General features: G+C 70.3%; 28 protein-coding genes. 1 reads left to right on the top strand and 27 read right to left on the bottom strand.

Annotation, left to right across the window (positions count from 1 at the left end; genetic code table 11):
• Positions 1-313: 313 nt before the first annotated feature.
• The 11 genes from rpsQ to rpsJ are packed head-to-tail and all read right to left on the bottom strand — an operon-like array spanning position 314 to position 5,645.
• Positions 314-604 carry a 30S ribosomal protein S17 gene (gene rpsQ, locus EQG70_RS05855; RefSeq protein ID WP_017833305.1) on the bottom strand — a complete coding sequence of 97 codons (291 nt, stop codon included), beginning with the start codon at positions 602-604 and terminating at the stop codon, positions 314-316.
• On the bottom strand, positions 601-876 hold the full coding sequence (gene rpmC, locus EQG70_RS18730; protein ID WP_017833304.1) for a 50S ribosomal protein L29: 276 nt from the start codon (positions 874-876) through the stop codon (positions 601-603). The genes rpsQ and rpmC overlap by 4 nt, the downstream gene beginning before the upstream one ends.
• A gap of 2 nt (positions 877-878) precedes the next feature.
• The gene (gene rplP, locus EQG70_RS05845; RefSeq protein WP_017833303.1) at positions 879-1,295 is read right to left on the bottom strand and encodes a 50S ribosomal protein L16; all 417 of its coding nucleotides are present in this window, start codon (positions 1,293-1,295) and stop codon (positions 879-881) included.
• A complete protein-coding gene (gene rpsC, locus EQG70_RS05840; RefSeq protein WP_017833302.1) occupies positions 1,296-2,147 on the bottom strand; it encodes a 30S ribosomal protein S3 in 852 nt (283 codons plus the stop codon).
• Complete coding sequence (gene rplV / locus EQG70_RS05835) at positions 2,148-2,513, bottom strand: 50S ribosomal protein L22 (protein WP_017833301.1); 366 nt, start codon at positions 2,511-2,513, stop codon at positions 2,148-2,150.
• Positions 2,514-2,566: 53 nt separating this feature from the next.
• Complete coding sequence (gene rpsS / locus EQG70_RS05830) at positions 2,567-2,848, bottom strand: 30S ribosomal protein S19 (protein WP_017833300.1); 282 nt, start codon at positions 2,846-2,848, stop codon at positions 2,567-2,569.
• 12 nt (positions 2,849-2,860) lie between these two features.
• Positions 2,861-3,700 carry a 50S ribosomal protein L2 gene (gene rplB / locus EQG70_RS05825; RefSeq protein ID WP_017833299.1) on the bottom strand — a complete coding sequence of 280 codons (840 nt, stop codon included), beginning with the start codon at positions 3,698-3,700 and terminating at the stop codon, positions 2,861-2,863.
• Between the two features lie 30 nt (positions 3,701-3,730).
• Positions 3,731-4,036: a 50S ribosomal protein L23 gene (gene rplW / locus EQG70_RS05820; RefSeq protein WP_017833298.1), complete on the bottom strand. Its 306-nt coding sequence runs from the start codon at positions 4,034-4,036 to the stop codon at positions 3,731-3,733.
• Positions 4,033-4,656 carry a 50S ribosomal protein L4 gene (gene rplD / locus EQG70_RS05815; protein WP_017833297.1) on the bottom strand — a complete coding sequence of 208 codons (624 nt, stop codon included), beginning with the start codon at positions 4,654-4,656 and terminating at the stop codon, positions 4,033-4,035. The genes rplW and rplD overlap by 4 nt, the downstream gene beginning before the upstream one ends.
• Before the next feature lie 7 nt (positions 4,657-4,663).
• On the bottom strand, positions 4,664-5,320 hold the full coding sequence (rplC, locus tag EQG70_RS05810) for a 50S ribosomal protein L3 (RefSeq protein WP_017833296.1): 657 nt from the start codon (positions 5,318-5,320) through the stop codon (positions 4,664-4,666).
• 16 nt (positions 5,321-5,336) lie between these two features.
• Positions 5,337-5,645: a 30S ribosomal protein S10 gene (gene rpsJ / locus EQG70_RS05805; protein ID WP_003803825.1), complete on the bottom strand. Its 309-nt coding sequence runs from the start codon at positions 5,643-5,645 to the stop codon at positions 5,337-5,339.
• Between the two features lie 491 nt (positions 5,646-6,136).
• Here rpsJ and EQG70_RS05800 point away from each other — a divergent pair, with 491 nt between their 5' ends.
• Positions 6,137-6,520: a VOC family protein gene (locus EQG70_RS05800; protein WP_095650583.1), complete on the top strand. Its 384-nt coding sequence runs from the start codon at positions 6,137-6,139 to the stop codon at positions 6,518-6,520.
• Between the two features lie 87 nt (positions 6,521-6,607).
• Here EQG70_RS05800 and tuf read toward each other — a convergent pair whose 3' ends face one another.
• The 16 genes from tuf to EQG70_RS05720 form a co-directional block, all read right to left on the bottom strand.
• On the bottom strand, positions 6,608-7,798 hold the full coding sequence (tuf, locus tag EQG70_RS05795) for an elongation factor Tu (RefSeq protein WP_017833294.1): 1,191 nt from the start codon (positions 7,796-7,798) through the stop codon (positions 6,608-6,610).
• Between the two features lie 159 nt (positions 7,799-7,957).
• Positions 7,958-10,072, bottom strand: a complete 2,115-nt coding sequence (gene fusA / locus EQG70_RS05790) for an elongation factor G (protein ID WP_031282946.1) — start codon at positions 10,070-10,072, stop codon at positions 7,958-7,960.
• Between the two features lie 69 nt (positions 10,073-10,141).
• Positions 10,142-10,612, bottom strand: coding sequence for a 30S ribosomal protein S7 (gene rpsG / locus EQG70_RS05785; protein ID WP_017833292.1), 471 nt, complete (start codon positions 10,610-10,612; stop codon positions 10,142-10,144).
• Positions 10,612-10,986 carry a 30S ribosomal protein S12 gene (gene rpsL, locus EQG70_RS05780; protein WP_017833291.1) on the bottom strand — a complete coding sequence of 125 codons (375 nt, stop codon included), beginning with the start codon at positions 10,984-10,986 and terminating at the stop codon, positions 10,612-10,614. Before rpsL ends, rpsG begins: the two co-directional genes overlap by 1 nt.
• Before the next feature lie 313 nt (positions 10,987-11,299).
• Positions 11,300-12,112 (bottom strand): IclR family transcriptional regulator, encoded by an 813-nt coding sequence (locus tag EQG70_RS05775; protein ID WP_035924877.1) that lies wholly within the window; start codon positions 12,110-12,112, stop codon positions 11,300-11,302.
• A 76-nt stretch (positions 12,113-12,188) separates the two neighbouring features.
• Entirely contained in the window at positions 12,189-12,866 is a 678-nt protein-coding gene (locus EQG70_RS05770; RefSeq protein ID WP_095650585.1) for a 3-oxoacid CoA-transferase subunit B, read from the bottom strand.
• Position 12,867: 1 nt separating this feature from the next.
• Complete coding sequence (locus tag EQG70_RS05765; RefSeq protein WP_017833288.1) at positions 12,868-13,560, bottom strand: 3-oxoacid CoA-transferase subunit A; 693 nt, start codon at positions 13,558-13,560, stop codon at positions 12,868-12,870.
• 50 nt (positions 13,561-13,610) lie between these two features.
• On the bottom strand, positions 13,611-14,804 hold the full coding sequence (locus EQG70_RS05760; protein WP_017833287.1) for a thiolase family protein: 1,194 nt from the start codon (positions 14,802-14,804) through the stop codon (positions 13,611-13,613).
• 71 nt (positions 14,805-14,875) lie between these two features.
• Entirely contained in the window at positions 14,876-15,310 is a 435-nt protein-coding gene (pcaC, locus tag EQG70_RS05755) for a 4-carboxymuconolactone decarboxylase (RefSeq protein WP_109268118.1), read from the bottom strand.
• Complete coding sequence (locus EQG70_RS05750; protein WP_109268119.1) at positions 15,307-16,140, bottom strand: alpha/beta fold hydrolase; 834 nt, start codon at positions 16,138-16,140, stop codon at positions 15,307-15,309. The genes pcaC and EQG70_RS05750 overlap by 4 nt, the downstream gene beginning before the upstream one ends.
• On the bottom strand, positions 16,137-17,582 hold the full coding sequence (locus EQG70_RS05745; protein ID WP_109268120.1) for a lyase family protein: 1,446 nt from the start codon (positions 17,580-17,582) through the stop codon (positions 16,137-16,139). Before EQG70_RS05745 ends, EQG70_RS05750 begins: the two co-directional genes overlap by 4 nt.
• 91 nt (positions 17,583-17,673) lie before the next feature.
• Entirely contained in the window at positions 17,674-18,258 is a 585-nt protein-coding gene (pcaG, locus tag EQG70_RS05740) for a protocatechuate 3,4-dioxygenase subunit alpha (RefSeq protein WP_109268121.1), read from the bottom strand.
• On the bottom strand, positions 18,251-19,072 hold the full coding sequence (gene pcaH / locus EQG70_RS05735) for a protocatechuate 3,4-dioxygenase subunit beta (protein WP_017833282.1): 822 nt from the start codon (positions 19,070-19,072) through the stop codon (positions 18,251-18,253). The genes pcaG and pcaH overlap by 8 nt, the downstream gene beginning before the upstream one ends.
• A gap of 158 nt (positions 19,073-19,230) precedes the next feature.
• Complete coding sequence (locus tag EQG70_RS05730; protein WP_109268122.1) at positions 19,231-20,430, bottom strand: 4-hydroxybenzoate 3-monooxygenase; 1,200 nt, start codon at positions 20,428-20,430, stop codon at positions 19,231-19,233.
• A 135-nt stretch (positions 20,431-20,565) separates the two neighbouring features.
• A complete protein-coding gene (locus tag EQG70_RS05725) occupies positions 20,566-21,330 on the bottom strand; it encodes an IclR family transcriptional regulator (protein WP_017833280.1) in 765 nt (254 codons plus the stop codon).
• Between the two features lie 149 nt (positions 21,331-21,479).
• The gene (locus EQG70_RS05720; protein ID WP_109268123.1) at positions 21,480-25,364 is read right to left on the bottom strand and encodes a DNA-directed RNA polymerase subunit beta'; all 3,885 of its coding nucleotides are present in this window, start codon (positions 25,362-25,364) and stop codon (positions 21,480-21,482) included.
• Between the last annotated feature and the right edge of the window lie 4 nt (positions 25,365-25,368).

Genomic DNA, 25,368 nt, shown 5'->3' with positions numbered 1-25,368 from the left:
GCACGGTGCGGGCCTTGCGGAACAGCTTGTCGGATGATGTGCCCTCCCCCGGCGCGCACGCCGGACCGGGCCCAGCCCTCCATGCCAGGAGCATCTGAACCCGCCACCAGGTGGCACGGGGGCGCCCTGCACGCGGTCATTATGCGCTGGCACGAAGAGCTGTGGATTGCACGGACAGAGATTTCCGCCCATACAAGCTCACCAGCCTAGCACAGGCGGGGCGCCGTCCGTGCGGGCGGTGAACGGGCGACGGCCCGCCCCCTCCAGGAGGGGACGGGCCGTCGGGGCCGTGGCCGGCTCTAGCGAGCTCGGGTCACTTGGCCTTCTCGAGGATCTCCACGATCCGCCACCGCTTGGTCGCGGACAGCGGGCGGGTCTCGGAGATCAGGACGAGGTCGCCGACGCCGGCGGCGTTCTGCTCGTCGTGGGCCTTGACCTTCGAGGAGCGGCGCATGACCTTGCCGTACAGCGAGTGCTTGACGTTGTCCTGCAGCTGCACCACGACGGTCTTGTCCATCTTGTCGGAGACCACGTAGCCACGACGGCTCTTGCGGTCACCGCGCTCGTCGGCCTGCTCGGCCTCGTTGTTGATCTGCTCGGTCACTTGGCGTCCTCCTCGGAGGTGGTCTCGGCGGTGGTCTCGGCGGAGCCCGCCTGGGGCCGGATGCCGAGCTCGCGCTCGCGCAGCACCGTGTAGATGCGCGCGATGTCGCGCTTGACGGCCTTGAGGCGGCCGTTGTTCTCGAGCTGACCGGTTGCGGACTGGAAGCGGAGGTTGAACAGCTCCTCCTTGGCCTTGCGCAGCGCCTCACCCAGAGAGTCCTTGTCGAGGGCCGCGAGGTTCTCGATGCTCAGATCCTTGGATCCAACAGCCATTCTCATTCACCACCTTCGCGACGCACGATGCGTGCCTTCATCGGGAGCTTGTGGATCGCCAGGCGCAGGGCCTCGCGGGCGACCTCTTCGGAGACACCGGAGAGCTCGAACATCACGCGCCCGGGCTTGACGTTGGCGACCCACCATTCGGGGGAGCCCTTGCCGGAGCCCATGCGGGTCTCGGCGGGCTTCTTGGTCAGGGGGCGGTCCGGGTAGATGTTGATCCAGACCTTGCCGCCACGCTTGATGTGGCGGGTCATGGCGATACGGGCGGCCTCGATCTGACGGTTCGTCACGTAGGCCGGCGTCAGCGCCTGGATGCCCCACTCGCCGAAGGCGACAGTGGTGCCGCCCTTGGCAGCGCCCGACCGCTTCGGGTGGTGCTGCTTGCGGAACTTCACACGACGTGGGATGAGCATTTACTTACCACCCTCTGCGTTGGTCGCTCCCGCGGCCGGAGCCGGGGAGGCGGCGGAGTCGTTGCGCTCACGGCGTCCGCCACGGTCGTTACGGTCGGGACGACGACGGTCGCCGCCGCCGCCTCCGCGACGCTCGCCCGGACCGCCGCGACGGTCACGGTCGCCGCCGCGGCCGCGCGAGGGAGCGGCGGCCTGCTGGGCCGCCAGTTCCTTGGCGGTGAGGTCGCCCTTGTAGATCCAGACCTTCACGCCGATGCGGCCGAAGGTGGTCTTGGCCTCGAAGAAGCCGTAGTCGATGTTCGCGCGCAGGGTGTGCAGGGGCACACGGCCTTCGCGGTAGAACTCCGAGCGGCTCATCTCGGCGCCGCCGAGGCGGCCGGCGCACTGGATGCGGATGCCCTTCGCGCCGGCGCGCTGCGCCGACTGGATGGCCTTCTTCATGGCGCGGCGGAAGGCCACGCGGGAGGCGAGCTGCTCGGCGACACCCTGGGCGACCAGCTGGGCGTCCACCTCGGGGTTCTTGACCTCGAGGATGTTCAGCTGGATCTGCTTGCCGGTGAGCTTCTCGAGCTCGCCGCGGATGCGGTCGGCCTCGGCGCCGCGGCGGCCGATGACGATGCCGGGGCGGGCGGTGTGGATGTCCACGCGCACGCGGTCCCGGGTCCGCTCGATCTCGACCTTGGAGATGCCGGCCCGCTCCATGCCCGTGGACATGAGCTTGCGGATCTTGATGTCCTCGCGGACGTAGTCCTTGTAGCGCTGGCCCTCCTTGGTGGAGTCCGCGTACCAGTGCGACACGTGGTCGGTGGTGATGCCCAGCCGGAACCCGTGCGGGTTGATCTTCTGTCCCACTTAGCGGACCTCCTCGCTGTCAGGGCTCGCCACGATCACGGTGATGTGGCTCGTGCGCTTGTTGATGCGGTAGGCGCGGCCCTGGGCCCGCGGCTGGAACCGCTTCATGGTCGGACCCTCGTCGACGAAGGCCTCGCTCACGACGAGCTCCTCCTCCTTGAACGGCAGGCCGTCGCGGTCCGCCAGCTGGCGCGCGTTGGCGACCGCCGACTGGAGGACCTTGAACACCGGTTCCGAAGCACCCTGGGGGGCGAACTTCAGAATCGCCAGAGCCTCATTCGCCTGTTGGCCACGAATCAGGTTGACGACGCGCCGGGCCTTCATAGGCGTCACGCGGATGTAGCGCGCAGATGCCTTGGCTTCCATTGCTTTCCTTCTCTCGTCTTCTCGAAGTGCTCACGCTGCGGGATCCCGGAGGATCAGCGGCGCTTGCCCTTCTTGTCGTCCTTCACATGGCCGCGGAAGGTCCGCGTGGGGGCGAACTCGCCGAGCTTGTGCCCGACCATCGACTCGGTGATGAACACGGGGATGTGCTTGCGTCCGTCGTGCACGGCGATCGTGTGCCCGAGCATGTCGGGGACGATCATCGAGCGGCGGGACCACGTCTTGATGACGTTCTTGGTGCCCTTGTCGTTCTCCTTGGCGACCTTCAGGAAAAGGTGCTGATCGACGAAAGGGCCCTTCTTCAGGCTGCGTGGCATGTGTCAGGCTCCTTAGCGCTTGTTCTTGCCGGTGCGACGACGGCGGACGATGAGCTTGTCGCTCTCCTTGTTGGGGCGGCGGGTGCGGCCCTCGGGCTTGCCGTTCGGGTTGACCGGGTGACGGCCACCGGAGGTCTTGCCCTCCCCACCACCGTGCGGGTGGTCGACGGGGTTCATGACCACACCGCGGACGGTCGGGCGGACGCCCTTCCAGCGGTTGCGGCCGGCCTTGCCCCAGTTGATGTTCGACTGCTCGGCGTTGCCGACCTCGCCGACCGTCGCGCGGCAGCGCACGTCGACGTTGCGGATCTCGCCGGAGGGCAGCCGGAGCTGGCCGTACTTGCCCTCCTTGGCGACGAGCTGCACCGACGCGCCGGCGGAGCGGGCGAGCTTGGCGCCGCCGCCCGGACGGAGCTCGACGGCGTGGATCACGGTGCCGACGGGGATGTTGCGCAGCGGCAGGTTGTTGCCGGGCTTGATGTCGGCGCCGGGGCCCGACTCGACGACGTCGCCCTGGGACAGCTTGTTCGGCGCGATGATGTAGCGCTTGGAGCCGTCCACGAAGTGCAGCAGCGCGATGCGCGCCGTGCGGTTCGGGTCGTACTCGATGTGCGCGACCTTGGCGTCGACGCCGTCCTTGTCGTGGCGACGGAAGTCGATGACGCGGTACTGGCGCTTGTGCCCGCCACCCTTGTGCCGGGTGGTGATGCGGCCGGTGTTGTTCCGCCCGCCCTTCTTGGGCAGCGGCCGGACCAGCGACTTCTCGGGGGTCGTGCGCGTGATTTCTGCGAAGTCGGCAACGGAGGAGCCGCGACGGCCCGGGGTTGTCGGCTTGTGCTTACGGATAGCCATGTGTCAGTTCCTCGTTAAAGTGGTCTCCGCTCAGGCGAGCGGACCGCCGAAGATGTCGATGGTGCCTTCCTTGAGGGTCACAACGGCACGCTTGGTGCCCTTGCGCTGACCCCAGCCGAAGCGCGTGCGCTTCCGCTTCCCGGCACGGTTGATGGTGTTCACGGACTCGACCTTGACGCCGAAGATCTGCTCGACGGCGTACTTGATCTGGGTCTTGTTCGAGTCGGGCGCCACGAAGAACGTGTAGCGGCCCTCGTCGATGAGCCCGTAGGACTTCTCGGAGACGACCGGCGCGATGATGACGTCCCGGGGGTCCTTGATGGTGGTCGCGCTCACTTGGCGTCCTCCTGCTTCTTCTTGCTGGCGGCCGCCACGAAGGACTCGAACGCGTCCTTGGTGAAGACCACGTCGTCGGAGACCAGCACGTCGTACGTGTTGAGCTGGTCCGCGTAGAGGGTGTGCACGTCGTCGAGGTTGCGCACCGACAGCGCGGCCACGTCGTCCGAGCGGTGCAGGACGACCAGCAGGTTCTTGCGGTCGGAGAGCCCGCGCAGCGTCGCCTGGGCGGCCTTCGTGTTGGGGACGGTGCCCTCGACGAGTGCCTCCACGACGTGGATGCGGTTGTTGCGCGCCCGGTCCGAGAGGGCTCCGCGCAGGGCGGCGGCCTTCATCTTCTTGGGGGTGCGCTGGCTGTAGTCGCGCGGGGTCGGGCCGTGCACCACGCCGCCGCCGGTCATGTGCGGAGCGCGGATCGAGCCCTGGCGCGCGCGGCCGGTGCCCTTCTGCTTGAAGGGCTTGCGGCCGGCGCCGGAGACCTCGGCGCGGTTCTTGGTCTTGTGCGTGCCCTGGCGGGCCGCGGCCAGCTGAGCGACGACGACCTGGTGCAGCAGGGGCACGTTGGTCTGGACGTCGAAGATCTCGGCGGGCAGGTCGACGTTGACGGTCTGAGTTGCCATGGTCTGATCAGGCTCCCTTCACTGCGGTGCGGACGAGGACGACCGAACCCTTGGGGCCCGGCAGGGCGCCCTTGATGAGCAGCAGGGAGTTCTCGGCGTCCACGGCGTGAACGGTGAGGTTCTGCGTCGTGTGACGGACGGCGCCCATGCGGCCCGCCATGCGCATGCCCTTGAACACGCGAGCGGGGTAGGACGCGCCGCCGATGGATCCCGGCTTGCGGTGGTTCTTGTGGGCACCGTGGGAGGCGCCGACGCCGGAGAAGCCGTGACGCTTCATCACACCGGCCGTGCCCTTGCCCTTGGTCTTGCCGATCACGTCGACCTTCTGGCCGGCCTCGAAGAGCTCGACGGAGAGCTCCTGGCCCAGCTCGTAGGTGTCGGCGTCGGCCGTGCGCAGCTCCACGACGTGGCGGCGCGGCGTGACGCCGGCCTTCTCGAAGTGGCCGGCCAGCGGCTGGGTGACCTTGCGGGGGTCGATCGCACCGAACCCGATCTGGACGGCCGAGTAGCCGTCACGGTCCTGGTTGCGCAGCTGGGTCACGACGTTGGAGTCCGCCTTGACGACGGTCACCGGCACGAACTTCCCGTTCTCGTCCCAGACCTGGGTCATGCCGAGCTTCGTGCCCAGCAGGCCCTTCACCTGGCGTTCGAAAGTGGTAGTCATTGGGATGCGATCCTCTTTACAGCTTGATTTCGATGTTCACGTCAGCCGGCAGGTCGAGGCGCATGAGCGAGTCGACGGCCTTCGGCGTGGGGTCGATGATGTCGATCAGCCGCTTGTGCGTGCGCATCTCGAAGTGCTCACGGCTGTCCTTGTACTTGTGCGGCGAGCGGATGACGCAGTACACGTTCTTCTCCGTGGGCAGCGGCACGGGGCCGACCACCGTGGCGCCTGCGCGCGTCACCGTCTCAACGATCTTCCGGGCCGAGACGTCGATGACCTCGTGGTCATAAGACTTCAGCCGGATGCGGATTTTCTGTCCCGCCATGGCGTCGTGACTCTCTTTCTTGAACGATCTTCCCTGTGACGGAGCCGAGGGCTCCTTGTGCATGGCGCCACCTGGTGGGCGCCCCTCCACGCAGACTGAATCCGGAAGGATCCGGGTTCCTCACCCTGCTGGAGCTCCGACCCCCGAACTCGGGCGTGTCGTCCCGTGCTGGCACGGGGGCACACCGATTCCGTTTCTCGGGGCGGGCTGTATGTGGTCCGTGCGTGGCAGCTTCCAGGAGCTGCTGACCCCGGTTCTGCTTCGGAACCCGATGGTGTCCTGGGGTCTGCCGGTTCGAACCGTTGGGAGCACGCGTCGGCGCTTGAACAACGTCCTCCATCCTGCCAGAGATGGCAGACCGGTGCAAACGCACGGCCGGGGGCAGGCCGTGCGCAACCGTGCCGGAACCGTGAGCCGACCGCGACCGGCGCCGGCACCCGCGGTCGTATCCTGGCCTCGTCCGCACCCCGACGTCCCAGGAGATGGGTCCCATGCTGTCCACCGCGAGACTGGTCGCGATCGTCCCCGTCCGGGAGCTCGACCGCGCCCGCCGGTTCTACCAGGAGACGCTGGGGCTCTCCCCCGCCGACGCCCCCGAGCCGGACAGCGTCCTGTTCAGCGAGGACGGGCACACCGGCCTGCAGCTGCTGCTGCGCCCGGACGCGCCGGCGTCCGGGCTGACGCAGGTCAGCTTCGAGGTCCCCGACGTCGAGGCCGCGGTCCGGGAGCTCGAGGGCCGGGGCGTGCGCTTCGAGGACTACGACCTGCCCGGCCTGCGCACCGTCGACCACGTCCTCACCGCCGACGGGATGCGCGCGGCGTGGTTCACCGACTCCGAGGGCAACGTCCTGTGCCTGCACCAGCTCACCGGCTGAACCCCGTCGTGGTTGCCCCGGAACGCGCGGAACCCCCCGCCGCTGCAGGAGCGACGGGGGGTTCTGCGCAGATCGGCAGTCCGGGGACTACTTGATGATCTTGGTGACGCGGCCGGAGCCCACGGTGCGGCCACCCTCACGGATGGCGAAGCCGAGGCCCTCCTCCATGGCGATCGGCTGGATCAGCGCGACCGTCATCTCGGTGTTGTCGCCGGGCATGACCATCTCGGTGCCCTCGGGCAGCGTGATGACGCCGGTGACGTCGGTGGTCCGGAAGTAGAACTGCGGACGGTAGTTCGAGTAGAACGGGTTGTGACGCCCGCCCTCCTCCTTGGAGAGGATGTAGACGTTGGCCTCGAAGTCGGTGTGCGGGGTGATGGAACCCGGCTTGCACACGACCTGGCCGCGCTCGACGTCGTCACGCTTGAGACCGCGCAGCAGCAGGCCGCAGTTCTCGCCCGCCATGGCCTCGTCCATCTGCTTGTGGAACATCTCGATGCCGGTGACCGTGGTCTTCTGGACCGGACGGATGCCGACGATCTCGACCTCGGAGTTGATCGGCAGCGTGCCGCGCTCGGCACGGCCGGTCACCACGGTGCCGCGACCGGTGATGGTGAAGACGTCCTCGATGGGCATGAGGAACGGCTTGTCCATCTCACGGATGGGGTCGGGCACGTTCTCGTCGACGGCCTCCATGAGCTCCTCGACCTTGGCGACCCACTCGGGGTCGCCCTCGAGGGCCTTCAGCGCCGAGACGCGGACGACCGGCGCGTTGTCGCCGTCGAAGCCCTGGTCGGAGAGGAGCTCGCGCACCTCCATCTCGACGAGGTCCAGCAGCTCCTCGTCGTCGACCATGTCGGACTTGTTCAGGGCCACCAGCAGGTAGGGCACGCCCACCTGGCGGGCGAGCAGCACGTGCTCGCGGGTCTGGGCCATGGGGCCGTCCGTGGCGGCGACCACGAGGATGGCGCCGTCCATCTGCGCCGCACCGGTGATCATGTTCTTGACGTAGTCCGCGTGACCCGGGGCGTCGACGTGCGCGTAGTGGCGCTTCTCCGTCTGGTACTCGATGTGCGCGATGTTGATGGTGATGCCGCGCTGCTTCTCCTCCGGAGCGGAGTCGATGGCACCGAAGTCGCGCTGCTCGTTCAGGTCCGGGTACTTGTCGGCCAGGACCTTGGAGATGGCAGCCGTGAGCGTCGTCTTGCCGTGGTCGACGTGGCCGATGGTGCCGATGTTGACGTGCGGCTTGGTGCGCTCGAACTTGGCCTTCGCCATGGTTGTTCCTCCTAGAACATTTGTCGAAACTTGCTCAGCACTACCCCACCGCGTGTTTCCGGGGGGAGCTTGAGGCGCTCAGCAGTACTGAAACCTCTGCAAGTCTACTTTGGCTGTGCGTGATTGATGAAATTCCCGGCCGGGGCCGAGGGGTGGTGCCTACTCGCCGCGGTTCTTCTGGACGATCTCCTCGGCGACGGCCTTGGGGACCTCCGAGTAGCTGTCGAACCGCATCGAGTACACGGCGCGGCCCTGGGTCTTGGACCGGAGGTCGCCGATGTAGCCGAACATCTCGGACAGCGGGACGAGGGCGTTGACCAGCTTGATGCCGCTCACGTCCTCCATCGACTGGATCTGACCGCGGCGGGAGTTCAGGTCGCCGATGACCTCGCCCATGTACTCCTCGGGGGTGCGCACCTCGACCGCCATGAGCGGCTCGAGGAGGACGGGCTGCGCCTTGCGGGCACCCTCCTTGAACACCATCGAGCCGGCGATCTTGAACGCCATCTCGGAGGAGTCGACGTCGTGGTAGGCGCCGTCGAGCAGAGTGGCCTTGACGCCCACGACCGGGTACCCGGCGAGGACGCCGAGACGCATTGCGTCCTGGATGCCGGCGTCCACGGAGGGGATGTACTCGCGCGGGACGCGGCCGCCGGTGACCTTGTTGTCGAACTCGTAGAGCTCCTCGGCGTCCAGCGGGATCGGCTCGAACGCCATCTGCACCTTGGCGAACTGGCCGGAGCCGCCGGTCTGCTTCTTGTGCGTGTAGTCGATCTTCTCGACGGCCTTCTTGATCGTCTCGCGGTAGGCCACCTGCGGCTTGCCGACGTTCGCCTCGACCTTGAACTCGCGCTTCATGCGGTCCACCAGGATGTCCAGGTGGAGCTCGCCCATGCCGCCGATCTCGGTCTGGCCGGTCTCCTCGTTGAGGGACACGGTGAACGTGGGGTCCTCGGCGGAGAGCTTCTGGATCGCGATGGAGAGCTTCTCCTGGTCGCCCTTGGTCTTCGGCTCGATGGCCACCGAGATGACCGGGGCCGGGAAGGACATGGACTCGAGCACGATCGGCTTCTGCAGGTCGCACAGGGTGTCGCCCGTGGTGGTGTCCTTGAGCCCGATCGCGGCGTAGATGTGCCCGGCCTGGACGGTGTCGACCGGGTTCTCCTTGTTGGAGTGCATCTGGAACAGCTTGCCGATGCGCTCCTTCTTGCCCTTGGTGGAGTTGAGCACCTGGTCGCCGTTGGACGCCTTGCCGGAGTACACGCGGATGTAGGTGAGCTGCCCGTAGAACGGGTGGTTGGCCACCTTGAAGGCGAGCGCGGAGAACGGCGCGGTCGAGTCGACCGGGCGGGAGAGGATCTCCTCCTCGTTGTTCAGCGCGTGGCCCTCGACGTTCGGGACGTCCAGCGGGGACGGCAGGAAGTCGATGACGGCGTCGAGCATCGGCTGCACGCCGCGGTTCTTGAACGCGGAGCCGCACAGCACGGGGTACGCCTGCGAGGTGATGGTGAGCTTCCGGATGCCGGCCTTGAGCTCCTCGAGGGTGAGCTCCTCGCCGCCCAGGTACTTCTCCATGAGCTCGTCGTCGGCCTCGGCGACGGACTCCACCAGCTGGTTGCGGTACTCCTCGGCCCGCTCCTGCAGGTCGGCGGGGATCTCCTCGATCTCGTACTTGGCGCCGAGGGAGACATCGCCCTTGGAGTCGCCCGGCCAGACGAAGGCCTTCATGGTGAGCAGGTCGACCACGCCGGTGAACTCGGACTCGGAGCCGATCGGCAGCTGCATGACCAGCGGCTTCGCGCCGAGGCGGTTGATGATGGTGTCGACGGTGAAGTAGAAGTCGGCGCCCAGCTTGTCCATCTTGTTGACGAAGCAGATGCGGGGGACGTCGTACTTGTCGGCCTGGCGCCAGACCGTCTCCGACTGGGGCTCGACGCCCTCCTTGCCGTCGAAGACCGCCACGGCGCCGTCGAGCACGCGCAGGGAGCGCTCGACCTCGACCGTGAAGTCCACGTGGCCCGGGGTGTCGATGATGTTGATCTGGTTGTCGTGCCAGTAGCAGGTCGTCGCGGCGGACGTGATCGTGATGCCGCGCTCCTGCTCCTGCGCCATCCAGTCCATGGTGGAGGCACCATCGTGGGTCTCGCCGATCTTGTGGGAGATACCGGTGTAGAACAGGATGCGTTCGGTGGTGGTGGTCTTCCCGGCATCGATGTGCGCCATGATGCCGATGTTGCGGACCTTCTTGAGGTCGGTAAGCACGTCAAGTGCCACGGTGGTTCCCTTTCGGAGATGGTGCCGGCGGCCTGTCGGCCCGGGTGGGGCCGACAGGCCTGGAAGATTCTACCAGCGGTAGTGGGCGAAGGCCTTGTTGGACTCCGCCATCTTGTGGGTGTCCTCCCGGCGCTTCACGGCGGCACCGAGACCGTTGGACGCGTCCAGGATCTCGTTCTGCAGACGCTCGGTCATGGTGTTCTCACGGCGGATCTTCGAGTAGCCGACGAGCCAGCGCAGGGACAGCGCCTGGGCGCGGCCCGGCTTGACCTCGACGGGCACCTGGTAGGTGGCGCCGCCGACGCGGCGGGACTTCACCTCGAGGGCCGGCTTGACGTTCTCCAGGGCCTTCTTGAGGGTGGCGACGGGGTCGGCACCGGACTTGGCGCGGACACCCTCGAGGGCACCGTAGACGATGCGCTCGGCGGTGGACTTCTTGCCGTCCTGGAGGACCTTGTTGATCAGCTGCGTGACGACCGGGGAGCTGTAGACCGGGTCGACGACGAGCGGGCGCTTGGGAGCGGGACCCTTACGAGGCATTACTTCTTCTCCTTCTTGGCGCCGTAACGGGAACGGGCCTGCTGGCGGCCCTTGACACCCTGGGTGTCGAGCGCGCCGCGGACGATCTTGTAGCGGACACCGGGGAGGTCCTTCACGCGACCGCCGCGGACGAGCACGATGGAGTGCTCCTGCAGGTTGTGGCCCTCACCGGGGATGTAGGCCGTGACCTCCACGCCGCCGTTGAGCTTCACGCGGGCGACCTTGCGCAGCGCGGAGTTCGGCTTCTTGGGGGTGGTGGTGTAGACGCGGGTGCACACGCCGCGCTTCATGGGGCTGCCCTTGAGTGCGGGCGCCTTGGTCTTGACGACCTTCGGGGTCCGGCCCTTGCGGACCAGCTGCTGGATTGTAGGCACAGTGTCTCCTGATCGGACGGGACGCGTCAGCGGCCCGCTGGGTGTTCGGCTCCCCCGCGACCGGCCGGGGCCGGGAGCGGGTGCGGCGCCTGTCGTGGGCCCGGCGGGCGGGCACCACGGTCGCCGCGCCGAAGGTAGCTGGGCAGACGAAAAGGATGGCATTTCGGTACACAACGCGTACCGGAGGACCGAGTCCGTTCTGCCATGATTTCTTCGGCCTCCAGGGGCGCGGGCGCCGAGGGATGACCGTTCAATTCCTCGACAGCCTATCAGACCCCGGCCGGGGCGGGGAAGCGGGGCCGGGCCGGCCCGCTCAGCGCCCGGTCGCGGCGAGGTCGGCGGAGATCCTCCGGGCGCACTCGAGCAGGGGCGGCACGACGTCGTCCACGGGGTCACCGGCGCTGGCGCCGGGCATCCCCACGCGCATGGAGACGTTCACGGCCGCGACCACGCGCCCGGTGCCGTCGGTGACGGGGGCGGCGACCGAGCGCAGCCCGACCTCGAGCTCCTGGTCGACGAGCGCCCAGCCCTGGGCGCGGACCCGGCGCAGGTCGGCCTCGAGGGCCGCGCGGTCGGTGAGGGTGTGCTCGGTCAGGCGCTCGATCCGCGCCGTGCGGAAGTACTCGTCGAGCTCCTCCGGGTCCAGCCCGGCCAGCAGCACCCGGCCCATGGACGTGGCGTGGGCGGGGAACCGGGTGCCCACGGCGATCGCCACGGTCATGATCCGGTGCGTGGAGACGCGGGCGACGTAGACGATGTCGGCGCCGTCCAGCACCGAGGCGGACGTGGACTCCTCGACCTGCGCCGAGAGGGTCTCGAGGTGCGGGGCGGCCAGGGCGGGCAGCGGCTGCGAGGAGAGGTAGGAGTAGCCGAGCTGGAGGACCACGGGGGTGAGCTCGAAGAGCCGCCCGTCGGTCCGGACGTAGCCCAGCTCCTCGAGCGTGAGCAGGAACCGGCGCGCGGTGGCGCGGGTCAGCCCGGTGCGCCGGGCCACGTCGCTGAGGGTCATCCGGGGGTGCCGGGCGTCGAAGGCCGTGATCACGCCGAGCCCGCGCGCCAGGGACTGCACGAACTGTCCGGGGGTGCCCCGCTCCCCCGCCGGGACGGTCGGGTCCTGCTCGGTCATCGGTGGCCTCCTGCGGGCCTCGTCCGGGGTGCGGCGGCCGGTGCCGGCCCGCCGCGCCCCGTGAGCGGTGCTGGGCTCAGCGGGCGGGCCGCAGCGGGACGTCGACGATCTGCTGGAGCTCCTCGAAGCTCGTGCCGAAGGTCTCGCGCACCGTCACGCCGTCCTCCTCGAGGAGGAACACGGCCTGGTCGGTGTAGATCCGGGAGACGCAGCCGACGCCGGTGAGCGGCATGGTGCACTGCTCCACGAGCTTGGACCGGCCCTTCTTGGTCAGCAGGGACATCATCACGAAGGTCATCTTCGCACCCGTGGCCAGGTCCATGGCCCCGCCCACGGCGGGGATCGCGTCCGGGCTGCCGGTGTGCCAGTTGGCGAGGTTGCCCGTCCGGTCCACCTGGAAGGCGCCGAGCACGCAGTAGTCCAGGTGCCCGCCGCGCATCATGGCGAAGGAGTCCGCGTGGTGGAAGTAGGAGCAGCCCGGCGTCTCGACCACGGGGATCTTGCCGGCGTTGATGAGGTCGGCGTCGACCTCGTCGCCGTGGGCCTCGGGGCCCATGCCGAGCATCCCGTTCTCGGTGTGCAGGGTGACGTCGTCCTCGGCGCTCAGGTAGTTGGAGACCAGGGTGGGCTGGCCGATGCCGAGGTTGACGTAGGAGCCGGCGGGGATGTCGCGGGCCACCACGCGGGCCAGCTCCTCCGGGGCGAGGGGCGTCTCGGAGGTCCTGGGCACGGTGTCCACGGTGTTCTCGCTCATCTCAGATGTCCTCTCGGGGGTCGGTCTGGGCGGGTGCGTCGATCCGCACGACGGTGTCCACGTAGATGCCGGGGGTCACGACGGCCTCGGGGTCCAGCCCGCCGCGCTCCACGAGCTCCGCGACCTGCACGATGGAGGTGGCGGCGGCGGCGGCCATGATCGGGCCGAAGTTGCGGGCCGTCTTGCGGTAGACGAGGTTGCCGGCCCGGTCGGCGACGTGCGCCTTGGTCAGCGAGAAGTCGGCCTTGATGGGGTGCTCGAGCACGTAGTGGCGGCCGTCGATCTCACGGACCTCCTTGCCCTCCGCGAGCAGGGTGCCGTAGCCGGTGGGGGTGAAGAACCCCCCGATGCCGGCGCCGGCGGCGCGGATCCGCTCGGCGAGGTTGCCCTGGGGGACGACCTCGAGCTCGATCTGCCCGGCGCGGTACTTCTCGTCGAAGTGCCAGGAGTCGGACTGGCGCGGGAAGGAGCAGATGATCCTCCGCACGCGGCCGAGCTGGATCAGCCGGGCCAGGCCCACGTCGCCGTTGCCGGCGTTGTTGTTCACGACCGTCAGGTCGGTGGCCCCGTGCTCGATGAGCGCGTCGATCAGCTCGACGGGCTGGCCGGCCACGCCGAAGCCGCCGATCATGACGACGGCGCCGTCGTGGATCGGGGCCACGGCCTGCGCGCAGCTCTCTGCGATGTTCAGCATGCGTTGTGCCTTCCTTCGGTGGTCTTCTCCGCCCGGGTCCCGCGCGGGTCTCAGGCGTTCTGGTTCTCGAGCACGACGGCGAGGCCCTGGCCCACGCCGATGCAGATGGCCGCCACGCCCCAGCGGGCCCCGGAGGCCTGCAGGGACTTCGCGAGCGTGCCGAGGATGCGGGTGCCCGACGCCCCGAGGGGGTGGCCGATGGCGATGGCGCCGCCGTGCCGGTTGACGATCGCGGGGTCGATCCCCCACGCGTCGACGCAGGCGAGGGACTGGGCCGCGAAGGCCTCGTTGAGCTCGACGGCGGCGACGTCCTCCCACGTGATCCCGGCGCGGCGCAGCGCCAGGTTCGCGGCCTCGACCGGGGCGAAGCCGAAGAACTGCGGCTCGTTGGCCGCGGCGGCCCGCCCGGCGATGCGGGCGAGGGGCTGCAGACCGGTCAGCTCGGCTGCCTTCTCGGAGCCCAGCAGCGCCGCGGAGGCGCCGTCGTTGAGGGGCGAGGCGTTGCCGGCGGTGACGGTGCCGCCCTGGTCCGCGGGGCGGAAGACGGTCTTGAGCCCGCCCAGCTTCTCGACCGTCGAGGACGCACGGACGGACTCGTCCCGGGTCAGCTCGGTGCCGGGGACCGGGACGGTGAGGTCGTCGTAGAAGCCCTCGTCCCACGCCTGCTGGGTGAGCTGGTGGGAGCGGAACGCGAACTCGTCCATCCGCTCGCGGGTGATGCCGTGGCGCTCGGCGAGCTGCTCGGTGGCCTCGCCCAGGGACACGGTCCACTCCGGGTTCATCGCCGGGTTCACGAGGCGCCAGCCCAGCGTGGTGGAGGCGAGGGTCAGGTCGCCGGCCGGGTAGGGCTTCTCCGTCTTCGGGAGCACCCAGGGGGCACGGCTCATGGACTCGACGCCGCCGACGAGCATCAGGTCGGCCTCGCCCGCGTTGATCTGCCGGGACGCGATGATCGCGGCGTCCAGGGACGACCCGCACAGGCGGTTGACGGTGGTGCCGGGGAGCTCGACGGGCAGGCCGGCCAGCAGCGTGCCCATGCGGGCGACGTTGCGGTTCTCCTCGCCGGCGCCGTTGGCGTTGCCGAGGATCACCTCGTCGATCGCGGCGGGGTCCAGCGCGGACGCGCGCCGGACCTGCTCGCCGATCACCAGGGCGGCCAGGTCGTCGGGGCGCACGCCCGCCAGGGCGCCGCCGAAGCGGCCGAAGGGGGTCCGCACGGCGTCGTAGATGTAGGCCTCGGTCATGGTGTTCCTCACTTGCGTCGTTGCACGTCGGTCACGGGGTGCCAGAATGGGGTGGTCGGAGGGTCGGCAGGTCAGGGGGCCGGGGGCGCCGCGGAGTCCTCGGCGTCGAGGGCGTCGAGGGCGTCGAGGACCTGCTTGGCGTGCTTGAAGGCGTTGTTGGCGGAGGGCACGGAGAGGTAGATCGCCGACTGGAGCAGGATCTCCTTGATCTCGTCCCGCTCCAGGCCGTTGCGCAGGGCGGCGCGCACGTGCATCTCGAACTCCTCCCAGTGCCCGGCGGCGATCAGCGCGGTCAGGGTCACGGCGCTGCGCATCCGCCGGTCCAGTCCCGGCCGGGTCCAGATCTCGCCCCACGCGTAGCGGGAGATGAAGTCCTGGAACTCGGCGGTGAAGGCGTCCTTGCCGGCCTCGGCGCGGTCCACGTGGGCGTCGGAGAGCACCTCGCGGCGCACGGCCATGCCGTCCGCGTGGGCCTCCTGCTCGGTGCGCCGGGGGTTGCCGCTCATGCTCGTGCTCCTTCGTGGTGGGGTGGGTGGGCGCCGATGTGCTCGTCCAGCAGGCGTGCCACGTCCTGCGGGGCCTCGGCGGGCACGAGGTGGCCCGCGCCCTCGACGACCACGAGGCGGCCGCCGGTCGCCCCGGCCAGCTCCGCCACGGCGTCGGGCGGCCTGGCGGCGTCCTGCGCGCCGACCACGGCGAGCACGGGGACGTCGACGGCGCCGAGGCGCCCGGTCGCGTCGAAGCCGGCGAGGGCCTCGCAGGCCCGGGCGTAGGAGAACCGGTCCGCGTCCTGGAGGGCGTGCAGCAGCCCGGTGGTCGTGACCGCGTCCCGCTCGATGAAGCCCGGGGCGAACCACCGCTGCGCGGAGCCGACGATCTGGGTGGGGGTGCCGGCGGCGGCCACGAGCCGGGCGCGCTCGGACCACGCAGCGGGCTCCCCCACCCGGGCGGCGGTGCCCACCAGCACGGCCGCCGCCGGCCGGTGCGGCGCGTCGAGCAGCAGCTGGAGGCCGACGCAGCCGCCGAGGGAGGTGCCCGCGTAGTAGAACGGACCTCCGGTTTCGAGGCCGGCGGCCTCCTGGTACCGGTCCACGGCGTCGAGCACGCCCCGGGCCAGCTCGGCGGTGCCGAACGGCTCGTCGGCGGGCGCGGAGCCGCCGTGGCCGGGGAGGTCCCAGCCGACCACGCGCAGGTCGGCCTCCAGCAGGTGCGCCGCGGCGGACCACAGCGAGGCGGCGGAGGTGCCGAGCCCCGGGCCCAGCACCAGCAGGGGCGCCCGCGGCGACGGGGCCCGGCGGGTCGAGAACTCGACGAGGGTGAGGACGGGGACGGTCATGCGGATGCTCCTGGGCTGGTCCGGGTGATGGACGGACGGTCGTTCGCGGACCGGCGGTGCTGCGCGAGCACGCGGTCGATCAGCAGGTCGTTGGCCCCGAGGTACCCGGCGGGGTCGAGCAGCCCGGCCACGACGTCCCGGTCCACGGGGGTGCCGTCGGCCAGGGCGGTGCCGGCGGCGAGGCCCACGAGGGCGTCGAGCATGCCCGGTCCGTCGGTCGCGTGCTCGCGCACGACCTCCTGCACCCGCTGCCGCCCCGTGGCGCCGTCGGCGGCGGGCGGCAGCAGGGGCGCGAGCTCCGCGCTGATCCGCTCGGCGAGCACGGCGGGACCCGACGCGTCCAGGTTGGCCCGCATCCGGGCGCTCTGCACGGTGAGCCCGGCCGTGAGCTCGGCCGCGTGCGACGACGCCGCGACGGCGAGCCGGGCGAGCTCCCGCAGTGCCGGCCACTCCGTGTGCCAGGCGCCGTCGGGGCGCTCGTCGACGAACTGGGCGGCGGCGACGTGGAGCTGGGCCACGAGCTGCGGCGCCGTCAGGGCGGTGCGCTTGAGCAGCACGGACAGCACCGGGTTCTGCTTCTGCGGCATCGCCGAGGACACGCCGCGCCCTTCGACGGCCGGTTCCCGCAGCTCGCCGAGCTCGGGGCGGGAGAGCAGCAGGACGTCGTTGGCGATCCGGCCGAGGGCCGCGCAGACCGCCGCGAAGGTCCCGCCGGTGCGCAGCACCGGCCGCCTGGTGGCGTGCCACACGTGCGGCGGCAGGCTCAGGCCGAGCTCGTCGGCCCAGCGGCGGGCGAGCTCGAGGGCCTGCTCGGCGGCGTCGGGGGCGCCCGGGAAGAGCGCGAGGCTGCCGGCGAGGGTGCCGGCGGCGCCGCCGCAGGACACCGGGAGCCGGGCGAGCCCGGCGAGGTCCGCCTCGAGGTCCTGCAGCCCGGCCAGCCAGCCGGCGGCCTTGAGCCCGAAGGTGGTGGGCAGCGCGTGCTGGGTCAGGGTGCGGGCGGCCTGGACGGTGCCGCGGTGGGCGTCCGCCAGCCGGGCCAGGGCGTCTGCCGTGTCGGACAGCTGCTCGGCGAGGGGGACGGCGGCGCGCCGGGCCAGCAGCATCATGGCGGTGTCCATGACGTCCTGGCTGGTCAGGCCGCGGTGCACGAAGCGCACGGCGCCGGGATCGAGCTCCCCCAGCCGGCGCCGGTAGTCGGCGAGGAGCGGGATGACGGGGTTGCCGCCGCCCTCGGCGCGCCGGGCGATGTCCCCGGCGTCGTAGTCGGCGGCGCGGGCGGCCGCACGCGCGGACGCCGCGGCGGCGCGCGGGGCGAGCCCGGCGTCCGCCTGCGCGGCGACCCAGGCGGCCTCGACGTCGAGCAGCGCCTGGAGCACCGCGGTGTCGTCCGTGTGCGCGTCACCCCGGTGGGCTCCGGGGCGGAGCAGCCCGGCGTCGGTCATGCGCGTCCTCCTTCGGTGGTCGTCGGGTCGTCCGTGGCGGGGTGGTGCCGTGCGGGGGCCCCGGGGCGGCCGGGGCCCGCGCACGGAACGGTCACGCCTGGAGGTTCGGGTAGGTGAGGAAGACGGTCTCGCCCTCGCCCTGGAGCCGGAGGTCGAAGCGCAGGGAGCCGTCGGCCTCCCGCTCGGCGACCAGGGTGCGGCGGCGGTCCTCGGGCAGGGAGCGCAGCAGCGGGTCGTTCGCGAGGGCCTCGGTGTCCTCCGGCAGGTAGATGCGGGTGAACAGCCGGTTCGTCACGCCCCGGGCGAAGACGGTCAGCGTGATGAACGGCGCCTTGCCGGGCTCGGTCGGCCCCGGGTCCACGGTGGTGAAGGTGTAGTGGCCCTCGTTGTCGACGGACGCGCGGCCGAAGCCGGTGAAGGTGTAGCCGTCGCGCACGAGCGAGCCGGTCGCGGTGGGGACGTCGCCGTTGCCGTCGGCCTGCCAGATCTCGAGCATGGCGTCCGGCACGAGGTCGCCGTGGCCGTCGGTCACCGTGCCGTGCAGGCGCACCGCCTGCGGGTGCCCGAACGGGACGAGCAGCTCGCCCTTGTCGTAGGGCAGCGCGTAGCCGAAGAACGGCCCGATGGTCTGGCCGGGGGTGGCCGGGAGTGCGGGGGTCGCGGGGGTCTCAGACATTGGAGTCGCCTTCCGTCCAGGTGCGGTTCGAGCCGCTGAGCACGATGTCCCAGGTGTAGCCGAGCAGCCACTCGTGCTCGGACGCCTCGTGGTCGTAGTCGGCCACGAGCCGGCGGCGGGCCTCGGGGTCCACGATCGACTGGAAGATCGGGTCCAGCGCGAACAGCGGGTCCGAGGGGAAGTACATCTGGGTGATCATCCGCTGGGTGAAGTCCGTGCCGAACAGGGAGAAGTGCACGTGCGCGGGCCGCCAGGCGTTGTGGTGGTTCTTCCAGGGGTACGGCCCGGGCTTGATGGTGACGAACTCGTAGGATCCGTCGTCGCCGGTCAGGCAGCGCCCCACGCCGGTGAAGTTCGGGTCGATGGGAGCCGGGTGCTGGTCCCGCTTGTGGATGTACCGCCCGGCCGCGTTGGCCTGCCAGATCTCCACGAGCTGGCGGCGCACGGGCCGGCCGTCGCCGTCGAGGACCCGGCCGCGGATCTTGATCCGCTCGCCGATGGGCTCCCCGCCCGACTGGATGGTCAGGTCCGACTCGAGCCGGTGCACGTCCCGCTCGCCGAAGGCGGGCGCGTGCAGCTCGATGGTCTCCGGGTCCGCGTGGTGCAGGTCCTTGGTGGGGTGCCGCAGGATCGAGCTGCGGTAGGGCGCGTAGTCCAGCCGCGGCTGCGTCTCGGTGCGGCCGGACGCGCTGTAGTCGGCGCTGATGCCGGCCATCTCGCGGTCGAGGTCGGCCTGCGTGTCCGCCGCGTCGTCGGGGCCCTTCGGGGTGAGGTGCACGAAGGACTCCTCCGGCCCCTGGTCCTGGTCGGTCATGGTTCAGCTCCTTTGTTGCGAGGTGGCTGCCGCACCGGCGGGCGTGGTGCCCGCGGCGAACTCTCCGAGGCTAGCGCATTCGGTGCAACATTCGCACATGTGTTCACTGTGCGAACTTATTGTGGGGTCACAGTGGGGAGGTCCGGCGGGGCCGGGGGTCAGCGGTCGTCGGGCCAGCCGGTGTAGGACTCCGCGAAGTAGGCGGCGCCGCGCTCGGAGCCGGTGATCGCCTTGAACTCGCCGCGCCGGCGCTTCTGGTTGAAGGGGTTCTCCCCCGGCTGGGTGTGCATGAGGTGGGTGGCCCAGTAGGAGAAGTTCTGCGCCTTCCACACCCGCTCCAGCGCCGTGGCCGAGTACCCGGCCAGCCCGGTGCCGTCGCCCGTGCGGAAGAACTCGACGATCGCCGGGGCGAGCACGCGGACGTCGCAGAACGCGAGGTTCAGGCCCTTGGCGCCGGTCGGGGGGACGGTGTGGCCTGCGTCGCCGACGAGGAACAGGTTGCCGTGGCGCAGGGGCTCGCAGACGTAGGAGCGGAACTTCAGCACGGTCTTGTCGAAGATGGGGCCCTCCTGGAGCCGGAGCCCGTCGGAACCCTCGATCCGGCGCTGGAGCTCGGCCCAGATCCGCTCGTCGCCCCAGTCGTCGACGTCCTCCTCCGGGTCGCACTGGAAGTACATCCGCTGGACGGTCCCGCTGCGCTGGGAGATGAGGGCGAAGCCGTGCTCGGAGTTCGAGTAGATGAGCTCCGGGGCGCTCGGCGGGGCCTCGGCGAGGATGCCGAACCAGGCGAAGGGGTACTCGATGAAGTTGTCGGTGCGCTCCTGCTCCGGGATGGCGCGGCGGCAGATGCTCTGCGAGCCGTCGGCGCCCACGAGGATCTCGCAGCGGATCTCGAAGTCCTCGCCCGCGGCGTCGGTGAAGCGGATGCCCGGCCGGTCGGTGGTCAGGTCGACCACCTCGGTGTCCGTGACGGACCAGCGGACGTCGCCGCCGTCGCGCTCCCGGGCGTCGGCCAGGTCCAGGAACACCTCGTTCTGCGGGTAGAGCCACACGGACTCGCCGACGAGCTCCTTGAAGTCGATCCGGTGGCTCTCCCCCTCGAAGCGCAGCACGGTGCCCTCGTGCTCGTGGCCCTCCGTGAGCACCCGCCCGTCGACGCCGGAGTCGGTCAGCATCCGCACCGTGGGCGCCTCGAGGATGCCCGCCCGGTGGGTGGCGTGGATGGTGTCCTTGTCGCGCTTCTCGACCACGATGCTGTCGATGCCGGCGCGGCCGAGCAGGTGGGCCAGCATCAGCCCGGCCGGGCCGCCGCCCACGATGCCGACCTGCGTGCTGAGAACGGTGCGCTGTGCGCTCATGAGTGCTCCTGGTGATACGACGGGAATCGTGTCCAGTGTCTCAGCGGCCTGTGGGCGGCACCACAGTCGTCCCGTTGAACGGGATGCTGGGGGCGACGGGCACCGTGTGCCCGGGAGCCGGCGCCGCGGCCGGTCTCAGCGCGGGGCGTCCCGCAGGGTCCGGCGGATGCCGTGCGCCGCGGTGTGCAGCGCCTGGACGATCGCCCCGGCCCGCGCGGCCGGGTCGCCCGCCGGGGTGATGACGCCCAGGCCCGCCACCACCTGGTCGCCGCGCCCCCGCACGGGGACGGCGATGCCCGCCGTGCCGGCCTCGAGATAGCCGGTCTGCAGGGCGTGGCCCGCGCCGCGGATCCGCTCGAGCTCCGCGGCCAGCACCGCGGGCTCGGTCGGCGAGAGCTCGGTGAAGGCGGTGAGGGGCCCCTGCAGGTACTCCTCCTGGTAGTCCTGGGGGGCGTGCGCCAGCAGCACGAGGCCCGTGGCCGACAGGTGCAGGGGCAGCCGGCCGGCCACCTCCGACCGGACGGGCACCGCCCGGGGGTGGGAGAGCCGCTCCACGAGCAGCACCTCGCGGCCCTCCACGATGCCGAGCTGCACGTGCTGGCGCAGCACCGCGTGGATGTCGCCCATGAAGGGGCGGGCGGCGCGCGCCAGACCGAGCTCGCGCGAGGAGCGGTTGACCAGCTCCCACAGCCGGGTGCCGACCACGTAGTGCCCGCCCTCCACCCGCTCGAGCCAGCCCTGGCGGGCCATGTCCCGGGCGAGCCGGTGCGCGGTGGCGGTGGGCAGCCCGGTGAGGGCCGCGATCCGGCCCCCGGTCAGCCGGGAGTCCTCCGCCGTGAACGCCGCGAGGATCCGGTCCGCCCGCTCGAGCACGGACTCCCCGGTGGGTGAGTTCGCCATGGTGACTCCTGGGGCTCCTTCCTGGTCCGCGGCCCGGCCCCGTGGCCGGCCGCGGGACGGGGGCAGCCCCGCCCCGGAAGACGATTCTTCCGGAACGGGGCTGCCGTGGTGACCACGAGGGTGATCACGTCCTGCGCGGGACGCCGACCTCAGTTGGAGCCGAAGTCGTAGTCCTCCAGCGGGATCGCCTGGAACTCGGCGGGCGAGGAGTTCTCCTCCGCGTAGCTGAAGTCCGAGAACGAGCCCGGCTCCGTGAACAGCGAGGCCTTCGCCTCGTCCGTCGGCTCCACGTCGATGTTGTTGTACCGCGCGAGCCCGGTGCCGGCCGGGATCAGCTTGCCGATGATCACGTTCTCCTTGAGGCCCACCAGCGGGTCGGACTTGCCCTCCATGGCCGCCTGCGTGAGCACGCGGGTGGTCTCCTGGAAGGACGCGGCCGACAGCCACGAGTCGGTGGCCAGCGAGGCCTTGGTGATGCCCATCAGCTCCGGGCGGCCGGCGGCCGGCCGGCTGCTCTCGGCCACGGCCTTGCGGTTGGCCTCCAGGAAGCGCACGTTCTCGACGAGCTCGCCCGGCAGCAGGTCCGTCTCGCCCGACTCGATGATCGTCACGCGGCGCAGCATCTGCCGCACGATGACCTCGACGTGCTTGTCGTGGATGCCCACGCCCTGGGAGCGGTACACGCGCTGCACCTCGTCCACGAGGTGCTTCTGCGCCTGCCGCGGACCGCGGATGCGCAGCACCTCCTTGGGGTCGACGGCGCCCGAGACCAGCTGCTGGCCGACCTCGACGTGGTCGCCCTCGGTCACGAGCAGCTTGGCGCGGCGCAGCACCGGGTACCCGATCGCCTCGTCCCCGTTGTCCGGGGTCACGACGAGCTTCAGGGCCTTCTCGGTGTCCTCGATGCTGACCCGCCCGGCGACCTCCGAGATCGGCGCGACGCCCTTGGGCGTGCGGGCCTCGAAGAGCTCCTGGATACGGGGCAGACCCTGGGTGATGTCGCCGTCCGAGGACGCCACACCACCGGTGTGGAAGGTGCGCATCGTGAGCTGCGTGCCCGGCTCGCCGATGGACTGCGCGGCGATGATGCCGACGGCCTCGCCGATGTCCACCAGCTGGTTGGACGCCAGCGAGCGGCCGTAGCAGGCCGCACAGACGCCCACCGCGGACTCGCAGGTCAGCACGGAGCGCACGCGCACCGTGTCGGCCCCGCCCGCGAAGAGGGCGCTGATGAGCCCGTCGGAGAGGTCCGTGCCGGCCTCGGCCAGGATCTCGCCGTTGGCGTCCACGACGTCCACCGCGAGCACCCGGCCGTGCACCGTGTTCTCGATGTCCTCGTGCAGCACGCGGGACCCGCTCTCCTGCAGGTCGGCGAGCGGCAGGTTCAGGCCGCGCTCCGTCATGCAGTCCGCCTCCCGCACGATGACGTCCTGGGAGACGTCGACGAGACGACGGGTCAGGTAGCCCGAGTTCGCCGTGCGCAGCGCGGTGTCGGCCAGGCCCTTGCGGGCACCGTGGGTCGCGATGAAGTACTCCAGCACCGACAGGCCCTCGCGGTACGAGGACTTGATCGGGCGGGGCATGATCTCGCCCTTGGGGTTGGACACGAGCCCGCGGATGCCGGCGATCTGGCGGACCTGCATCCAGTTGCCTCGGGCGCCGGAGGACACCATGCGGTTGATGGTGTTCAGCGGCGACAGGTTCGCCTGCATGGCCTGGGCGACCTCGTCCGTGGCCTTGGTCCAGATGTCGATGAGCTCCGAGCGGCGCTCGTCGTCGTCGATCAGACCGCGGTCGTACTGGCCCTGGATCTTCGCGGCCTGCGCCTCGTAGCCCTCCATGATGGCGGGCTTCTCCGGCGGGGTCGCGATGTCCGAGATCGCCACGGTCACGCCCGAGCGGGCCGCCCAGTGGAACCCGGCGTCCTTGAGCTCGTCCAGCGTGTGCGCCACGGTGACCATCGGGTACCGCTCCGCGAGATCGTTGACCAGCGCGGACAGGTGCTTCTTGTCCGCGACGGCCTCGTCCCAGGGGTAGTCCTCGGGCAGCGTCTCGTTGAACAGCACGCGGCCCAGCGTGGTCTGCACCAGCACCGGCTGACCCGGCTCCCAGCCCTCGGGGGCCTCCCAGCCCTCGAACGGCACGAAGTCGTCCAGCTCGATCCGGCACAGCGCGTTGAGGTGCAGCCGGCCGGCGTCGTGGGCCATGATCGCCTCGGCCACGGAGGAGAACGAGCGGCCCTCCCCCTCCTCGCCCTCGCGGACGGTGGTGAGGTGGTACAGCCCGATGATCATGTCCTGCGAGGGCAGGGCGATCGGCTTGCCGTCCGAGGGCTTCAGGATGTTGTTCGAGGACAGCATCAGGATGCGCGCCTCGGCCTGGGCCTCCGGGGACAGGGGCAGGTGCACGGCCATCTGGTCGCCGTCGAAGTCGGCGTTGAACGCGCCGCACACGAGCGGGTGGAGCTGGATGGCCTTGCCCTCGACGAGCTGCGGCTCGAACGCCTGGATGCCCAGACGGTGCAGGGTGGGGGCACGGTTGAGCAGCACGGGGTGCTCGGTGATGACCTCCTCGAGCACGTCCCACACCTGGGGGCGGTAGCGCTCGACCATGCGCTTGGCCGACTTGATGTTCTGCGCGTGGTTGAGGTCCACGAGCCGCTTCATCACGAACGGCTTGAACAGCTCCAGCGCCATCTGCTTCGGCAGACCGCACTGGTGCAGCTTCAGCTGCGGGCCGACCACGATGACCGAGCGGCCGGAGTAGTCGACGCGCTTGCCGAGCAGGTTCTGCCGGAACCGGCCCTGCTTGCCCTTGAGCATGTCGGACAGCGACTTCAGCGCACGGTTGCCCGGCCCGGTGACCGGGCGGCCGCGACGGCCGTTGTCGAACAGCGAGTCCACGGCCTCCTGCAGCATCCGCTTCTCGTTGTTGACGATGATCTCCGGGGCGCCCAGGTCCAGCAGGCGCTTGAGCCGGTTGTTGCGGTTGATCACGCGCCGGTAGAGGTCGTTGAGGTCCGACGTGGCGAAGCGGCCGCCGTCGAGCTGGACCATCGGGCGCAGCTCCGGCGGGATCACCGGGACGGCGTCCAGGACCATGCCCAGCGGGGAGTTGTCCGTGGTCAGGAACGCGTTGACGACCTTGAGCCGCTTCAGGGCGCGGGTCTTGCGCTGACCCTTGCCGGTGGCGATGGTCTCCCGCAGGGACTCGGCCTCCGCCTCGAGGTCGAAGGTCTCGAGGCGCTTCTTGATCGCCTCGGCCCCCATCGAGCCCTCGAAGTACATGCCGTAGCGGTCCACCATGACGCGGTAGAGCGCCTCGTCTCCCTCGAGGTCGTTGACCTTGAGGTTCTTGAAGCGGTCCCAGACCTGCTCGAGGCGGTCGATCTCCAGGTTGGCGCGCTTGCGCACGTTGGCCATCTGGCGGTCGGCGGAGTCGCGGAGCTTGCGCTTCTCCGCGGCCTTGCCGCCCTCCTCCTCGACCCGGCCGAGCTCGGTCTCGAGGTCGCGGGCGATCGCGGCGATGTCGGAGTCGCGGGTGGACTCCATCTGCGCCTTCTCCCGGTCCACGGCGGCCTGCAGGTTCGGCAGGTCGTCGTGGCGGGCGTCCTCGTCCACCGACGTGATCATGTACGCCGCGAAGTAGATGACCTTCTCCAGGTCCTTCGGGGCGAGGTCCAGCAGGTAGCCGAGCCGCGAGGGCACGCCCTTGAAGTACCAGATGTGGGTCACGGGAGCGGCGAGCTCGATGTGGCCCATGCGCTCACGGCGCACCTTGGCCCGGGTGACCTCCACGCCGCAGCGCTCGCAGATGATGCCCTTGTAGCGCACGCGCTTGTACTTGCCGCAGTAGCACTCCCAGTCCCGGGTGGGACCGAAGATCTTCTCGCAGAACAGGCCGTCCTTCTCGGGCTTGAGCGTGCGGTAGTTGATGGTCTCCGGCTTCTTGACCTCGCCGTAGGACCAGGTCCGGATGTCCTCCGCGGTCGCAAGACCGATCCGCATGAGGCCTAGTGAAGATTCGTTGGACATGAGG

This window comes from Kocuria rosea, assembly GCF_006094695.1.
In the GTDB taxonomy this organism is placed as follows: Bacteria; Actinomycetota; Actinomycetes; order Actinomycetales; family Micrococcaceae; genus Kocuria; species Kocuria rosea.
The sequence above is the reverse complement of the archived record's forward strand: the minus strand, read 5'-3'. Positions and strand labels throughout refer to the sequence as shown.

What these genes read in the sequence shown, in the direction of transcription:
- pcaG (WP_109268121.1), bottom strand. Translation starts at nt 18,258, where the DNA reads ATGTCTGAGACCCCCGCGACCCCCGCACTCCCGGCCACCCCCGGCCAG.
- EQG70_RS05730 (WP_109268122.1), bottom strand. Translation starts at nt 20,430, where the DNA reads ATGAGCGCACAGCGCACCGTTCTCAGCACGCAGGTCGGCATCGTGGGC.
- EQG70_RS05720 (WP_109268123.1), bottom strand. Translation starts at nt 25,364, where the DNA reads ATGTCCAACGAATCTTCACTAGGCCTCATGCGGATCGGTCTTGCGACC.
- EQG70_RS05725 (WP_017833280.1), bottom strand. Translation starts at nt 21,330, where the DNA reads ATGGCGAACTCACCCACCGGGGAGTCCGTGCTCGAGCGGGCGGACCGG.
- rplD (WP_017833297.1), bottom strand. Translation starts at nt 4,656, where the DNA reads ATGGCAACTCAGACCGTCAACGTCGACCTGCCCGCCGAGATCTTCGAC.
- rpsJ (WP_003803825.1), bottom strand. Translation starts at nt 5,645, where the DNA reads ATGGCGGGACAGAAAATCCGCATCCGGCTGAAGTCTTATGACCACGAG.
- EQG70_RS05750 (WP_109268119.1), bottom strand. Translation starts at nt 16,140, where the DNA reads ATGACCGTCCCCGTCCTCACCCTCGTCGAGTTCTCGACCCGCCGGGCC.
- EQG70_RS05775 (WP_035924877.1), bottom strand. Translation starts at nt 12,112, where the DNA reads ATGACCGAGCAGGACCCGACCGTCCCGGCGGGGGAGCGGGGCACCCCC.
- pcaC (WP_109268118.1), bottom strand. Translation starts at nt 15,310, where the DNA reads ATGAGCGGCAACCCCCGGCGCACCGAGCAGGAGGCCCACGCGGACGGC.
- pcaH (WP_017833282.1), bottom strand. Translation starts at nt 19,072, where the DNA reads ATGACCGACCAGGACCAGGGGCCGGAGGAGTCCTTCGTGCACCTCACC.
- rpsS (WP_017833300.1), bottom strand. Translation starts at nt 2,848, where the DNA reads ATGCCACGCAGCCTGAAGAAGGGCCCTTTCGTCGATCAGCACCTTTTC.
- EQG70_RS05760 (WP_017833287.1), bottom strand. Translation starts at nt 14,804, where the DNA reads ATGACCGAGGCCTACATCTACGACGCCGTGCGGACCCCCTTCGGCCGC.
- rpmC (WP_017833304.1), bottom strand. Translation starts at nt 876, where the DNA reads ATGGCTGTTGGATCCAAGGATCTGAGCATCGAGAACCTCGCGGCCCTC.
- rplP (WP_017833303.1), bottom strand. Translation starts at nt 1,295, where the DNA reads ATGCTCATCCCACGTCGTGTGAAGTTCCGCAAGCAGCACCACCCGAAG.
- rpsG (WP_017833292.1), bottom strand. Translation starts at nt 10,612, where the DNA reads ATGCCTCGTAAGGGTCCCGCTCCCAAGCGCCCGCTCGTCGTCGACCCG.
- EQG70_RS05800 (WP_095650583.1), top strand. Translation starts at nt 6,137, where the DNA reads ATGCTGTCCACCGCGAGACTGGTCGCGATCGTCCCCGTCCGGGAGCTC.
- EQG70_RS05770 (WP_095650585.1), bottom strand. Translation starts at nt 12,866, where the DNA reads ATGAGCGAGAACACCGTGGACACCGTGCCCAGGACCTCCGAGACGCCC.
- EQG70_RS05745 (WP_109268120.1), bottom strand. Translation starts at nt 17,582, where the DNA reads ATGACCGACGCCGGGCTGCTCCGCCCCGGAGCCCACCGGGGTGACGCG.
- EQG70_RS05765 (WP_017833288.1), bottom strand. Translation starts at nt 13,560, where the DNA reads ATGCTGAACATCGCAGAGAGCTGCGCGCAGGCCGTGGCCCCGATCCAC.
- rplC (WP_017833296.1), bottom strand. Translation starts at nt 5,320, where the DNA reads ATGACTACCACTTTCGAACGCCAGGTGAAGGGCCTGCTGGGCACGAAG.
- tuf (WP_017833294.1), bottom strand. Translation starts at nt 7,798, where the DNA reads ATGGCGAAGGCCAAGTTCGAGCGCACCAAGCCGCACGTCAACATCGGC.
- rplB (WP_017833299.1), bottom strand. Translation starts at nt 3,700, where the DNA reads ATGGCTATCCGTAAGCACAAGCCGACAACCCCGGGCCGTCGCGGCTCC.
- rplV (WP_017833301.1), bottom strand. Translation starts at nt 2,513, where the DNA reads ATGGAAGCCAAGGCATCTGCGCGCTACATCCGCGTGACGCCTATGAAG.